Origin of the sequence: Paenibacillus sp. UNC496MF (assembly GCF_900113915.1) — a bacterium.
Classification (GTDB): Bacteria; Bacillota; Bacilli; order Paenibacillales; family Paenibacillaceae; genus Paenibacillus_Z; species Paenibacillus_Z artemisiicola.
In genome coordinates, this window is record NZ_FORE01000012.1 from 134,986 (window position 1) to 147,801 (window position 12,816).

Sequence of the window (12,816 nt, forward strand, 5' to 3'; positions counted from 1 at the left end):
GGAGGAATCCGGATGCCGGATGAGCCGGATCAACGCGAGCGGCGCGAGGAAACGATCGCGCAAACGAAGCCGGGCGAATCGTTCAACGACGTGACCGAGCATTACCGCACCGTCATGGGCGTGCCCGACAAACCGGTCGACCTGAACGGCATGCCGAAGCCGCTGCGGATGTTCGGCTATTTTTTCTTGGGGGCGTTCGCGTTGTTCGCGATCGCGCTGGTCGTGACCGTGATCGTGCAGAGCTGGGGGTAGCGGTGCCGGCAACGCGGTATGGCGCTGACAGAAATCGGGCGGGAATCGGAGCTTATCGGTACCTGCGGGTACCCTTGCCGGGTTCGGGAAGAACCGAGCCGGTCGGAGCTCGGTTTCGATTTGGCGTAATTTTATTTAGACCGGCAACCGTTGAACGGAGGATAAGCATCGCTGAACCGCTTAAAATACCGGGTTCCGCTGTGCAGGAAGGAGGCTCGGCGCCGTGAAGGTCATGACGCTTTCGATTAAGAAGCCGGCCAGATCCAGAACCATCATCGGCATGGCGGTCATTTGCTTGATAACGCCGCCGAGGCTTATCGATTCCATACAAGATCAATCCGATTCGATGCGTATCGTGCCTTGGATTGTCCTGATCGTTGTGAGCGCGACGGTCTTACTAGGAACGTTCTTCAGGGCGATGCAGCAGCCGACGGCGATGCAGCTCTGCGACGGAGCCATCCGCCTCAACGGACGCGAGATTCTGGCGAAGGACATTCATCGCATCATGAAGGCGGGCTATTTTAGACCGGTCATCGGAATCAAACCGTACGGGACATGGCTTGTGCCGGTGCATCTGTGTTTCCGCTTCGCGGACGACGAGGACAGGGGCATGGCGACGATCGTAAAATGGGCGGAAGAGAATCGGGTGAAGGTGGCCCGCAGGCCTTTTGCGAGCTGGTTGTAATGGGCATGCTGACGCTATCGGAACGCGCAACGGCCGAGCGGTAGACCGGCCGACCGGTCGAACGTGCTTAGACGACGAAAGGAGTTCCCTCATGCAACCGAAAAGCGAGAAGGAAAAAATGTTGAGCGGCGAGCTGTACCAGGCCGCCGACCCGGTACTGACGAAGGAGCGGCTGAACGCGCGCCGGTTGACGCGGCTCTACAACCAAACGCTGGAGACGGAGCACGAAGAGCGGCAGGCGATTCTGCGGGAGCTGTTCGGCTCGACGGGGCGCAGCCTCTATGTCGAACCGACGATTCGCTGCGATTACGGCTATAACCTGCACGTCGGGGAGAACTTCTATGCCAATTTCGATTGCGTGTTCCTGGACGTTTGCGAGATCCGCATCGGGGACAATTGCTTCCTTGCGCCCGGCGTGCATATCTACACCGCGACGCATCCCTTGGAAGCCGAACCCCGCGTCTCCGGCGCGGAATTCGGGAAGCCGGTGACCATCGGCCGCAACGTATGGATCGGCGGGCGCGCGGTCGTTAATCCGGGCGTCAAGATCGGCGACAACGCGGTGATCGCTTCCGGGGCGGTCGTGACCAAGGACGTACCCGATAACGCGGTGGTCGGCGGCAATCCGGCCCGCGTCATCAAGCCGATCGACAACGGCGCCGGCTCGGTTTGAACCGGCTCCTCGATCGCCTTCCGCAAGCAAGGGCCGCCGGCGAACCGGCGGCCTTTTGTCATCGCATCGATCGGGAAACCTTCCTAAATCGCTGCCGGGTCGGACAGGGCGCCGTTCGGCCGGGAGCCCAGCCCTTGCGCAAGGGTTCGCAGCCGGCCCATGAAATGCGTCCAACCCTTCGCGTGCGACGCGATTTCCTCGGCGGACGGCAGGTCGTAGTGCGTGAGCGTCAGCAAGGTGCCGTTGTCCTGCGGCGCGAGCCTGAATTCGACGGTGCTGGAGCCCGGAGGGACCAACTTGGACCGCTCCCAGCCCCACGTCATCACGATTCGCTCGTTCGGAACCAGCTCTTTGTACTCGCCCATCGCGATGTCGCTGCCATTGAGGTCGATGCGGAATTTGCCGCCGATTCTCGTCTCCAGCAGCACCTGGCGGCCCATCCAGCGAATCATTTTGTCCGGGTCGGTGAAGAACGCGAACAGCGTTTCGGGCCGGCACTCGATAAAGATTTGCTTCGTCAAGGTGTTGTCAGTCATCGGATTCTTGGATTCTCCTCTCTTCTTCTTCGGCCGCTTCCTTCAAACGCAGCAGGCTGTCGTCCCAGAAGCTTCCGATATAGGTCATCAACTCGGCGAAACCTTCCCTCCTTACCCCGTAATAACGTTTGGTGCCAGCGCGCCTTACGACGACCAGCCCGGCTTCTTCAAGAACCTTCAAGTGCTGCGAGATCGCCGGCGCGGTAATGTCGAAGTGCGAGGCGATGGCGCTGGAGGGCAGCTCTCCATGACGGATGAGATGTAAAATCTCTCTGCGCCGAGGTTCCGTCAGGGCGGTTAGCGCTTTATCGATCATGCCAATAATTTAGCATTAACTAAATTAAGTGTCAACTTAATATTTATTTGCGTTCGCGCGTCTCGTTCGCGATGCTGGCCATCGGAAGCGCGAAGTGCGAGAATAGAGAGGGCCGGCGGGCACGGCAAGCGACAATCTTAGAAAAGGCGGTCAGGACAGATGGAGGTTAGCTTTACCCTTGTGAATACGGCGGAGGAAATCGCCGAAACGGTTCGATTGGGCGCGCGGATTTGGCGCGAATATTACGTGTCCATCATCACGATGGAGCAGATCGAATACATGCTCGGGAAATTCCAATCCGTTCCGGCGATCACGGAACAGATCCATCATCAAGGCTACGAATATTACATGATCCGGCACGAAGGGACGCCAGTCGGCTATATGGCCGTCAGACCGGAAGAAGACAAGCTCTTCCTGAGCAAGTTCTATATCGCCAAGGAGCACCGGGGGAGGGGCTATGCCAGCCGCGCGATGGCGTTCCTGGAACGGCTCTGCGGCGACCGGTCCTTGGGCGCGGTCTGGCTGACGGTCAACCGGCACAACGCCGGCAGCATCGCGGTCTACGAGAAGATGGGCTTCCGGATCGAGCGGGAGCTCGTCGCGGAAATCGGAAACGGCTACGTCATGGACGACTTTATCATGGAGAAAATCGTGGCGGCGTCCTGAACGAGGGGCGTTACGCGGACGGCGGGAACGGCGGGACGGCAGTCGGAGCCGGCAGCCGAACCGGCGAGCGCGACCGGTTTGCGAATGGCAGGAAGGCCGCAGATGCGGAAATACGGCAAAAAAAGTCCCGCAGGCTAAGCCTGCGGGACTTTTCCGATTGCGGCGTTTACCACGCGTAAGCGCGCGGCGCATCTCCGCCCGGACCGGGAAAGATCTCGTCCAGCCGCTTCAGCGCCGGCTCGCCCAGCTTCAGCTCGGCCGCGCGAAGCGAGCGCTCGAATTGCTCCAGCGTCCGGACGCCGATTACCGGCGCGGTCACGGCCGGATTGGCAAGCAGCCAGGCCAGCGCCACGACGTCTTCGCGCTCCCCGAGCTCGCCGCACAGCTCGGCGAACGCTTCGAGCTGCGGCCGGTGCCGCTCGACCCGTTCGGCATCGCCGCTGCGTCTGGCGGTGCCGCCGCTCGGCGCGCCGGCCAGCAGGCCGCCGTCCAGCGGACTCCAAGGCAGGATGCCGAGGCCAAGGCTTCGCGACGCCGGCAGCACCTCCAGTTCGGGCAGGCGGCAGAGCAAATTGTACTTGTGCTGCTCGGATACGAGGCCGAGCAGCCCGCGCGCTTTCGCCTCGCCCTGCGCGACCGCGATGTCCCAGCCGGCGAAATTGCTCGAGCCGACGTATCCGATCTTGCCTTGAGCCGCGGCGATTTCGAAGGCGTTCCACAGCTCGGCCCAGCTTGCGTTCCGGTCGATATGATGCATCTGGTACAGCTCGATATGGTCCGTTTGCAGACGGCGCAGCGAGCCTTCCAGGTGCCGGCGGATCTTATACGCGGACAAGCCCGCTTCGCGGTTCGGCCCGTCGTGGTCGTCGTGCATATCGTTGTACACTTTCGTGGCGAGCACGGTACGCTCGCGGCGGCCGCCGCCCTGCTTGAACCAGCGGCCGATGATTTCCTCCGTGCGGCCCAAGGCGTACTGGTTCGCCGTGTCGAAGAAGTTGATGCCCGCGTCGAGCGCCGCGTCCATGATGCGGAACGCTTCCGGCTCCTCCGTCGTCCATCCGAAATTCATCGTGCCGAGGCACAGCCGGCTGACCTTCAATCCCGATTTTCCCAAATACGTATAATGCATTCGATCACCGCTCCTTCTTCTGCTTCAACTGGGATGCGCGGCGTTCCGGGGCGCGACGCATCCCCAGAGACCATTATACCGGAACGCGTCCGAATTTGCGCCGGGGCGCCCCGTTCGCATCATCATCGCGCCCCGCGTCCGCTCCCGCGCGTATCCGGAAGCCGCCGCCTCCTACATTTCCCGGCTGTTCGCCGCATAGGGTAAAGACAGCATCGTTCGCGAAAGGAGACACGGCGTTGAAGGATCAGAACCGCTATTCCGACCGGGATCCCGTTCAAATCGGTCTCGGCGTTCTGGACGGCTGCTCGGACGGCTTCCGGCAAATCGCGACGCTCCGCCGCGCGGACGGACTGCCGGAAGAACGCGCGGAGTCGCTGGACGCCTGGGAAGAGGCGTTTCGCCGATTGGCGAATCAAGCGAGGCGCCTTATGGCTGCCGCTCACCCGCCCTCGGCATGGGAGCGGCTTCGCCTCGAGAGCGAGGCGATTCAGGAAGCGTTTCGGCGCTTTATGCGAACGCAGACGTTTGAGGGCGTCATCGAGCAGTCTGCGGAGCCGTTCGACCCCGGCCAAATCTATGATCATGCCGGACAGAAGGCCGTCCATTGGCGGGAAACGGTCAATGGCGTGCGCCTGCACTTCGTGGCCGCCGGCCGCGGCGAGCCGCTGCTTCTTCTGCACGGCGCGCCGAAAACGTCCTTCTATTGGCATAAGCTGTTCCCCCTGCTAACCGATCGTTTCGCGGTCATTGCGCCGGATATTCGCGGGTTCGGGGATTCAGACAAACCGCGGAGCGGTTACGGCATGGAGACGATCGCGGAGGATCTGGCTCAGCTAATGGCTAACTTGGGCTGCGACGCGTATTACGTGCACGGCGAAGACTGGGGGGCGGCATTCGGGTACGCGCTCGCGGCCAAGCATCCGGACAGGGTCAAGAAGCTCTCCTTCTCCGAAATGCTGCTGCCGGGGCTCGGACTGGAGGACTGGTCCGCGTTAACGCCGAAAAACGTCCTTTCCCATCATTGGTTTTGGCATATCGTGTTTTTCGCGGTGCCGGACGTTCCCGAGTTTCTGATCACGGGGAAGGAACGCGAGTTTTGGGGGAAGCTGATGCGGGACGAGTGCCAGGACCCGAGCGCGATTTCGGAGCCGCTCCTCGACGCGGTCGTGCGCGGCAGCGCGGATCCCGGCGGGCTGCGCCCGATCTTCGACGTCTACCGGAGCGACTTCGAGAACGTCGCGTTCGTGCGCAGGCACATGCAGCGCAAACTGCCGATGCCCGTCATCGCGATCGCCGGCGCGTATTTCATGGGCGCCGACGTCCACCGCGTGGCCGGCTTGGTCGCGGAGCGCGTCACGCCGGAAACGCTCGATTGCGGACATTGTCTCGCCTTGGAACGGCCCGAACGGCTGGCCGGGCTGCTTCGCCGGTTCATGGGCTGACCGCGGCGGGACAATCGATTCATGCCCGTCGCATGCCGGCATGCGAAAATCCCCTCCGCGCAGACGATGCGCCGCAAGCGGCGCGCTGCATGGAGGGGAACTTTTTAGGGAAGGGCAGAACCGTGCCCGGAACCCGGGAGAAGCCGGCTACCGGTCTCCGGCCAGCAGCTGCCGCGCCACGATGTAGCCCGATCCGCCGTTGATGCCGTGCCCCGGCCAAGTGGCCGCGCCCAGCATGTAGAGATTCGGGATTTCCGTCCGGTGGCTTGGCTGGGATGGCAGCGGGCGGAACAAGTAGCTCTGCGCCAAATCGTGCGCGCCGCCGTACGGGTCGCCGGGGCCGGAATTCGGATTGAAGCGGGCGATGACGTCGGGCGTGACCACGAACTTGCCGACGATCGCGTCCGGGACGTTCGGAATATGCTTGCCGACGACGCCGATGACGCGCTCCGCGAAGCGTTCGGTCAATTCGGCCGTCCAGGCGCCGTCGCCGACCTCGATCTCGCCGGCCGCGTCGCCGCGCGGGCGGCACGGCACCTCCAGCACCTGGAGCCGCATGATTGCCTTGCCGGCCGGCGCGCGGCCCGGATCGAGGTTGGTCGGGCAGTCGACCGTGAAGGTCGGCTTCGCGGGCAGCAGATCGGACATGCCCTGCGCGATGGCTTGGGTGAAGCCGTCGAGCCCGTCGGTCAGATGCGGCTGGCCGACGCGGGCGAACCGGGCGTCCGGCCATCGGGGCGGTTCGCTCAGCGCCAGATGGATCTGCACGCAGCCTCTTCCGTACCGGAAGCGCCGGGCTTGGGCGCGGAGGTCGGCGCCGACCGGCGCGTCCGCGAGGAGCGACAAGTAGAGCTGATCCGGGCCGGTGGAAGCGACGACCGCCTGCGCCGCCCGGTATTCCTCGCCGTCCGCCGTGCGCACGCCGACGGCTTTGCCGTCGCGGACGACGATCCGCTGCGCGTGCGCGCCGAACAGAATCGCGCCGCCCTGGTCCTGCACCAGCCGGGCCAACGCTTGGGCGAGGCGCTCGCTGCCGCCTTCGGGGATCGGCATCCCTCCGCCCATGAGCGCCATCGCCGTCAGCGGCACCCAGACGCCGCTGCCGGCCTCGTCCGGCGTGCGGCCGAGATGCGTGACCCAGGAGGCCAGCATGGCGCGCGTCACCGGGGAGCGGAACTCGCTCACCGCCTGGCGGGCGGTTGAGAACAGGGAGGCGGCGAACGGCGAGTAGCCTTTGGCGCCGGGAGCCGCCAGCAGCTCCCGGATGATTTCGGTCGCCCGAGGGCCCGACAGATCCAGATTGAACAGCTCGAACACCTGCCCCGCATAGGGAGCGAAGGCCTCGAACATGCGCCCCAGCGCGGCGCCGTCGCCGGGGGCGAGCCGCTCGGCTTCGGCGGCCAAGTCTTCCCCCGAACGGGCGAAGACGGCCGTGTCGCCGTTCTCCATCGAGACGCCGGTCGGCAGCTCCGTGTTAACGTAACGCAAGCCGCGGGCCTCGAGCGCCTCTTTGAAGTCCGCGTAGACGGGACCGGTCAGGAACAGCGGGTGGGCGGCGGCATAGACGTCGTGCTTGAAGCCGGGAAGCGTCAGCTCCTCCGTGCGCAGAAATCCGCCGGGACGGTCGTTCTTCTCCAGCACGAGGACGCTTCGCCCCGCGCGCGTCAAATAAGCGGCCGCGATCAACGCGTTATGGCCGCTTCCGATCAGGATGACATCGTACGTAGTCATCATCGTTTCCCTCCCGCGTTATAAAAGCTAGCTTCAGTGTAAGGCAAGCCGTCGGCGAGAGGTGGCGTTTCCTGTCGAGCATTCCAAATGTTTCCTAAAGGCGATGGGCGTTACCGATCGCCCGCGCGAATGGGTTCATTCGCGGGTCGGCAAGGCGGAGAGGGCATGTCGGGGCCGTAGGCGACGCGGAAGCCGTCTCTGGCTTTGTTCGGCAGGGAAGGCGTGGAGACGATGCGGCCGTTCTGCACCATGACGCCCCGGTCGCGCCGCTTGAGACAGGGCCGCTTGCCGCTCAGCCTGCAGCCGAAGAAGGCGGTCCGTCCGTAATTCGCCAGCGGCGCCGTCGCGAACCCGACCGTGGGCGCCTCCAAAATCCATTCCGCCGAAGAAGCCGGGCCGGCATAGGCTTGAACCGTCCTGAACGTCCAGCCTTTCGTCCGGTTCCGGAGCAGAATCCGCCACTTGCCGCCGCGGAGTTTCGTGATTTGGGCAAACATCGCATCGCCCGGCGCGACCGGCCGGGGGATCCGCGTCTCGTAGGCGGGCAGGATCTCCCACCACGGATAGTAGCTCGCCTTGCCGTTCTCGAAGGCGTGCGCGGTTCCCGTTTGGATCAAGAACGGATTGTCGAAGCCGTCGATTCCGATCCAAGCGGACGAATAGCGGTTTCCTTTGGCCGCTTTCACGCGGGGCACCACCCAATAGCCCGAAACGCGGCGGTACGCGCCTCGTTTCCCGCTGACCGCGTAGCCCGACCAGTTCTCCGCCCGCCACCCCGGCGGAATCTTCACCGGGCGCGGCCGGAGGAAGGCCGATCGTTTTCGCGGCGCGGATCCTCTTCGGATGTTGTTCAATCGCCGAACCTCCTCTACGTACGTTGTTATTACGTCCAGCGTATTCCCGCGCGCCGCGGGTTGTCACGGCCGCTAACGCCCGAGCGGGCGGACGGGAGACGCGTCCGCCGCGGGACGCTTGCCGAACCGAACCTTATCCGAACCGGACCGATGCCCGATTGGGGCTTTCGCCTTCGCGGGCGGAATGCTACCATGTAGAGGAATGAAGCCGACATTTGCCAAACCTTTACGAAACCGAATCGATCGTGGAGAGGGGAAATCGCGCATGCAGGCATTGATTTACGAAGGACCGCAGGAGATGGTGCTCCGGGAGACGGACGAGCCGGTCCCGGGCGAGGACGAGCTGCTCGTACGCGTGGCGTACTCCGGCATTTGCGGATCGGAGCTCAGCGGGTATCTGGGCAAAAATTCGCTCCGCAAGCCGCCGATGATTTTCGGCCATGAATTCTCCGGCACGATCGCCGCCATCGGCAGCCGGGCCGCGGCGGAAGGCCGCTGGGCGTTCGGCCAGCGCGTCACGGCCAACCCGCTCGTCACGTGCGGGCATTGCGAGCCGTGCGTCACCGGCCGGCAGCAGCTGTGCGCGTCGCGGAAGCTGCTGTCCGCCGCGCTGCCCGGCAGCAACGCGGAGTACGTGAAGCTGCCGGCCGCGTTCGTCTATCCCGTGCCGGACTCGGTGACGCTGCGGCAGGCGGCGATGACGGAGCCCGCCGCCTGCGCGATCCGCGCGGCGGAGCTGGCCGCGCCGAAGCCGTCGGATACGGTGCTCATCGTCGGGATGGGGCCGATCGGGCTGCTTACGCTGCAGGCGGTCCGGCAGCATGGCGCGCGCAGCGTCATCGCCGTCGACATGAACGCGGAGCGGCTGGCGATCGCCGCCAAGCTCGGGGCGGCGCATGCCGTATGCCCGGCGTCCGGCGCGGATACGCTGGAGGAAGTGAAGCGGCTGACCGGCGGCGCCGGCGTTGACGCCGCGATCGACGCGGTCGGCGCGAGCCTGACGCGCCGGCAGTGCGTGCTCGCGTGCAAGGGCGGCGGCCGCACGGTGTTCACGGGACTGCACGAAGAGGAATCGGCGCTGCCGGTGAACGTCGCGATCCGGAACGAAGTGACGATGACCGGCGCGTTCGCGTATTCCGCGGCGAACTTCCGGACGGCGCTCCGGTGGATCGAAGAAGGCCGCATCGGCCTGGCCGACGGCGTGGTCGAAGCGCCGCTCCGCGAAGGCGGGCGCTGGTTCGAGACGCTGCTGAAGGCGCCGGGCCACGTATCGAAAGTCTTGCTGGTGCCGGGAGGCGAAGCCTGATGCCGCGTTTTGACGAATGGCACGCGTCCGGGCCGGGGATCGAGCGGAAGATCTTCCCCCCGGGCGAGACGATCATGAGCATGATGGCGAAGCTGCGCGCCGGCGCGGTCGGCGCGGCGCATTCGCATCCGCACGAGCAGCTGACGTTCGTCGTCAGCGGGCGGCTGCGGCTGGAGATGAACGGGGCGCTGTCGGTCGCCGAGGCGGGCGAGCAGTTCGTCATTCCCGGCGGCGCGGTGCATGAAGTGACGGCGCTCGCGGACACGGTCGTCGTCGAGACGTTCACGCCGCTTCGGGCGGATCTGCTCGCGACGATTGCGGACGACGAGTAAGGCGGACAAGGAGCGTGAACCGCATGGGCAAGACGTTTTTCATCTCGGACCATCACTTCGGCCATACGCACATCATCGATTTCGAATCGCGGCCGTTCGCGAACGCCGAGGAGATGGATGAGACCATGATCGCGAAGTGGAACGCGGTCGTCGGGGAAGGGGACAAGGTATTCCACCTCGGGGACTTCTCGTTCCTGAACCGGGCGCGGACCCAAGCGATCGTGGAGCGGCTGAACGGGTACAAGCATCTCATCCTCGGCAATCACGACCGGGGTCGGGGACGGCAGTGGTGGCTGGACGCCGGCTTCGACGAGGCGAGCGAGCATCCGATCATCTATAAAGACTTCTTCTTCCTCTCGCACGAGCCGATGTACATGAACCGGCATATGCCGTACGTGAACGTCCACGGCCACATCCACGGGCAGAAATACGAGGGCGCGCAGCACTTCAACGTCAGCGTGGAGCACTGGGATTACACGCCGCTGACGTTCGAGCAGATCCGCGACGCCGTCGTGCCGGGCGAGGAGCAGGCATGAGAGTCGTGTACGCGGGCAGCTTCGACCCCATTACGCTCGGGCATATCTCGGTCATCGAACGGGCCGGCACGCTGTTCGACGAGGTGCATGTCCTCATCGCGAACAACCGGAGCAAGAAGCACTACTTCGACCTCGCGCAGCGCACGGGGCTCGCGGAGCTGTCGACCGCCCACGTGACGAACGCGATCGTCGTGCCGTTCGAAGGCATCGTGGCGGACTACGTCAACGCGAACGCCGTGAAGGCCGTCATCCGGGGCATCCGCAACTCCACGGACCTCGAGTACGAGCTGCAGCTGGAGCAGTACATGCGCACCACGACGACGGCGGACACCGTCTACCTGTCGCCGTATCTCAAGGACATCCAGACCAGCAGCTCGCTCGTGCGGATGTTCATCCAGTCGAACAAGACCGAGCTGGCGCAGACCTTCATGCATCCGGACGCGTACGCGAAAATGGTGACGTTCGCGAAGTAGGCGAAGCGGCTGTCCGAATATCCCGATGCGGGTTGCCTGCGGCCCGCCCCGGACGGTATAATACAACCATCGATTCAAAAGCGCGTGTGACTGGCGTAACGCGGCGAACCGCGGGGGAGCACGGAACGCTTATACGGCCGTACGCCTGGGCAGAGGTAAGGGGATTCGTCCCCTTGCCTCTTTCTGTTTTCGGGGATCATTATTCGAGAGGATGAGGGAGCATGACGCATTCGGAAACGTTGGTATTGGACGGCGGCGCGGTCGCGGACCGCATCAAGGAAGGACTCGTGCCGCGCATCGCGCGGCTGAAGGAGCGGGGCATCGTCCCGTGTCTCGCGACCGTGCTGGTCGGGGACGACCCGGCATCCGCCACGTACGTGCGGATGAAAGGCAACGCGTGCAAGCGGCTCGGCATCGCGTCGATCCGCGTGGAGCTGCCCGCGGCGACGACGACGGAAGAGCTGGTCGCGGCCATCCGGGGATTGAACGGCGATGCCGCGGTGCACGGCATTCTGCTGCAGCATCCCGTGCCGCCGCACATCGACGGGCGGGCGGCGTTCGAAGCGATCGCCGCCCAGAAGGACGTCGACGGCGTGACGACGCTCGGCTACGCGCGGACCGCGTTCGGCCTGGCGGACTTTCCCTGCTGCACGCCGGCGGCGATCATGGCGATTCTGGCGCACTACGAGCTGCCCGTAAGCGGCCGCCATGCCGTCGTCATCGGCCGCAGCCCGATCCTCGGCAAGCCCGTCTCGGCGATGCTGCTGAACGCGGACGCGACGGTGACGACCTGTCATTCGCGCACGGCGGACCTGCCGGCGATCGTCCGGCTCGCGGACATCGTGGTCGCCGCCGTCGGCAAGCCGAAGTTCGTGCAGGGAAACTGGATCAAGCCGGGCGCCGTCGTGCTCGACGCCGGCTACAATCCCGGCAACGTCGGGGACGTCGATTACGCGGCGTGCGCCGCCCATGCCTCCGCCATTACGCCGGTGCCGGCGGGCGTCGGGCCGGTCACGATCGCGACGTTGCTGAAGCATACGGTGGACGCGGCGGAGAAGTTCGGCGCGTAGCGCGCTCCTCGGGGCCGCGCGGCAAACGAAGGGCCGTCCCGCAAGCGAATCCGCTTGCGGGACGGCCCTTTTTTGGATGAAACGCCGCGTTCGGGAGCCGTCGGGCGGTACCGCCGCGCCGAAGCATCCGGTTCTTTCCGAGGCGGCTTGCCGCCCGCGCCGGCCTACCGCCCGCGCCGGCTTACCGCCCGCACGCCCACCGCGCGCCGTTCAGCAGCAACCGGCGGTACGGCGCGGGCCGGAAGGACGGGGCGTGGTGGCCCGGCTGCAGGTAGACGACCCGGCCGAGGCCGTAGCTTCGCGCCCAGCCCGCCGGACAGCGCTCGCCCTCGAAGTCGAAGGCGAGGAACACGTTCAGCTCGGCCAGCGGATCGAGCTCGAACCGGTACGGCTCCTCCTCGAGCGGGAATTCGCCGGCGCCGCTCAGTATCGGGTGCTCCTCGGCGGGGCGATAGAGAAGCGGCTGATAAGGCGGATGCCCGGTGAACCGGGCGCCGATCAGCTGCCGCAGCTCCGGGCTGCGCTGGAGCGAGATGCCGTTATGCACGACGAGCAGCCCGCCGCCGCCCGCGACGTAGCGCAGCAGGCCCGCCGCCTGCGCCGCCGTCGGCGTCCGGTCCCAGCAGTCCGCGTAGGAGATGCACAGCGGATGCTCCGCGTGCTCGAGCCGGCTCAGGGCGTCGTAATTCTCGGTCGGCTCCAGCGCGAATTCGGGGCCGAGCGCGGCGTTTAGCTCGGCGCGCGCCGGCTCCAGCGGATGCCACGGCGCCGCCGCGAAGTCGCCGAGCAGCAGCGCGCGTACGGGTTCGTTCATG

Annotated in this window: 16 protein-coding genes and 1 riboswitch; of the genes, 10 read left to right on the top strand and 6 right to left on the bottom strand. The window is 65.2% G+C overall.

The window, feature by feature from the left end; genetic code table 11:
• Positions 1 to 12: 12 nt before the first annotated feature.
• The 3 genes from BMZ79_RS34395 to BMZ79_RS21950 all read left to right on the top strand — a co-directional run bounded on the left by BMZ79_RS34395 (position 13) and on the right by BMZ79_RS21950 (position 1,610).
• Positions 13 to 252 carry a hypothetical protein gene (locus BMZ79_RS34395; RefSeq protein WP_090643880.1) on the top strand — a complete coding sequence of 80 codons (240 nt, stop codon included), beginning with the start codon at positions 13 to 15 and terminating at the stop codon, positions 250 to 252.
• A 223-nt stretch (positions 253 to 475) separates the two neighbouring features.
• On the top strand, positions 476 to 937 hold the full coding sequence (locus BMZ79_RS21945; RefSeq protein ID WP_090643882.1) for a hypothetical protein: 462 nt from the start codon (positions 476 to 478) through the stop codon (positions 935 to 937).
• Positions 938 to 1,028: 91 nt separating this feature from the next.
• Positions 1,029 to 1,610 carry a maltose acetyltransferase domain-containing protein gene (locus BMZ79_RS21950; RefSeq protein WP_090643885.1) on the top strand — a complete coding sequence of 194 codons (582 nt, stop codon included), beginning with the start codon at positions 1,029 to 1,031 and terminating at the stop codon, positions 1,608 to 1,610.
• 83 nt (positions 1,611 to 1,693) lie between these two features.
• Here the strand turns inward: BMZ79_RS21950 and BMZ79_RS21955 are convergent, their stop codons facing one another.
• Both BMZ79_RS21955 and BMZ79_RS21960 read right to left on the bottom strand, forming a co-directional pair.
• On the bottom strand, positions 1,694 to 2,146 hold the full coding sequence (locus tag BMZ79_RS21955) for an SRPBCC family protein (protein WP_090643887.1): 453 nt from the start codon (positions 2,144 to 2,146) through the stop codon (positions 1,694 to 1,696).
• The gene (locus BMZ79_RS21960) at positions 2,139 to 2,462 is read right to left on the bottom strand and encodes an ArsR/SmtB family transcription factor (RefSeq protein WP_208850734.1); all 324 of its coding nucleotides are present in this window, start codon (positions 2,460 to 2,462) and stop codon (positions 2,139 to 2,141) included. The genes BMZ79_RS21955 and BMZ79_RS21960 overlap by 8 nt, the downstream gene beginning before the upstream one ends.
• A 159-nt stretch (positions 2,463 to 2,621) precedes the next feature.
• Here BMZ79_RS21960 and BMZ79_RS21965 point away from each other — a divergent pair, with 159 nt between their 5' ends.
• Positions 2,622 to 3,128: a GNAT family N-acetyltransferase gene (locus BMZ79_RS21965; RefSeq protein WP_090643889.1), complete on the top strand. Its 507-nt coding sequence runs from the start codon at positions 2,622 to 2,624 to the stop codon at positions 3,126 to 3,128.
• 166 nt (positions 3,129 to 3,294) lie between these two features.
• On the opposite strand, the gene BMZ79_RS21970 is transcribed toward BMZ79_RS21965, so the two are convergent.
• On the bottom strand, positions 3,295 to 4,257 hold the full coding sequence (locus tag BMZ79_RS21970) for an aldo/keto reductase (RefSeq protein WP_090643892.1): 963 nt from the start codon (positions 4,255 to 4,257) through the stop codon (positions 3,295 to 3,297).
• Between the two features lie 236 nt (positions 4,258 to 4,493).
• Here BMZ79_RS21970 and BMZ79_RS21975 point away from each other — a divergent pair, with 236 nt between their 5' ends.
• Positions 4,494 to 5,699, top strand: a complete 1,206-nt coding sequence (locus BMZ79_RS21975; protein ID WP_218154753.1) for an alpha/beta fold hydrolase — start codon at positions 4,494 to 4,496, stop codon at positions 5,697 to 5,699.
• A 147-nt stretch (positions 5,700 to 5,846) separates the two neighbouring features.
• On the opposite strand, the gene BMZ79_RS21980 is transcribed toward BMZ79_RS21975, so the two are convergent.
• Positions 5,847 to 7,430 carry a phytoene desaturase family protein gene (locus tag BMZ79_RS21980; protein ID WP_090644421.1) on the bottom strand — a complete coding sequence of 528 codons (1,584 nt, stop codon included), beginning with the start codon at positions 7,428 to 7,430 and terminating at the stop codon, positions 5,847 to 5,849.
• A 110-nt stretch (positions 7,431 to 7,540) separates the two neighbouring features.
• Positions 7,541 to 8,284 carry a G1 family glutamic endopeptidase gene (locus BMZ79_RS21985; RefSeq protein WP_090643894.1) on the bottom strand — a complete coding sequence of 248 codons (744 nt, stop codon included), beginning with the start codon at positions 8,282 to 8,284 and terminating at the stop codon, positions 7,541 to 7,543.
• A 265-nt stretch (positions 8,285 to 8,549) separates the two neighbouring features.
• Between BMZ79_RS21985 and BMZ79_RS21990 the strand changes: the two genes are divergently transcribed.
• From BMZ79_RS21990 to BMZ79_RS22010, 5 genes are all read left to right on the top strand, one after another.
• A complete protein-coding gene (locus BMZ79_RS21990) occupies positions 8,550 to 9,590 on the top strand; it encodes a zinc-dependent alcohol dehydrogenase (protein ID WP_090643897.1) in 1,041 nt (346 codons plus the stop codon).
• On the top strand, positions 9,590 to 9,922 hold the full coding sequence (locus BMZ79_RS21995) for a cupin domain-containing protein (protein ID WP_090643899.1): 333 nt from the start codon (positions 9,590 to 9,592) through the stop codon (positions 9,920 to 9,922). Before BMZ79_RS21990 ends, BMZ79_RS21995 begins: the two co-directional genes overlap by 1 nt.
• A gap of 23 nt (positions 9,923 to 9,945) precedes the next feature.
• Positions 9,946 to 10,458 carry a phosphoesterase gene (locus tag BMZ79_RS22000; RefSeq protein WP_090643902.1) on the top strand — a complete coding sequence of 171 codons (513 nt, stop codon included), beginning with the start codon at positions 9,946 to 9,948 and terminating at the stop codon, positions 10,456 to 10,458.
• On the top strand, positions 10,455 to 10,931 hold the full coding sequence (gene coaD, locus BMZ79_RS22005; protein ID WP_090643904.1) for a pantetheine-phosphate adenylyltransferase: 477 nt from the start codon (positions 10,455 to 10,457) through the stop codon (positions 10,929 to 10,931). The genes BMZ79_RS22000 and coaD overlap by 4 nt, the downstream gene beginning before the upstream one ends.
• 76 nt (positions 10,932 to 11,007) lie before the next feature.
• Positions 11,008 to 11,089: riboswitch (ZMP/ZTP riboswitch) on the top strand.
• Between the two features lie 63 nt (positions 11,090 to 11,152).
• On the top strand, positions 11,153 to 12,001 hold the full coding sequence (locus BMZ79_RS22010) for a bifunctional 5,10-methylenetetrahydrofolate dehydrogenase/5,10-methenyltetrahydrofolate cyclohydrolase (RefSeq protein WP_090643907.1): 849 nt from the start codon (positions 11,153 to 11,155) through the stop codon (positions 11,999 to 12,001).
• A gap of 181 nt (positions 12,002 to 12,182) precedes the next feature.
• On the opposite strand, the gene BMZ79_RS22015 is transcribed toward BMZ79_RS22010, so the two are convergent.
• Positions 12,183 to 12,815, bottom strand: coding sequence for a ThuA domain-containing protein (locus BMZ79_RS22015; RefSeq protein ID WP_090643909.1), 633 nt, complete (start codon positions 12,813 to 12,815; stop codon positions 12,183 to 12,185).
• Between the last annotated feature and the right edge of the window lies 1 nt (position 12,816).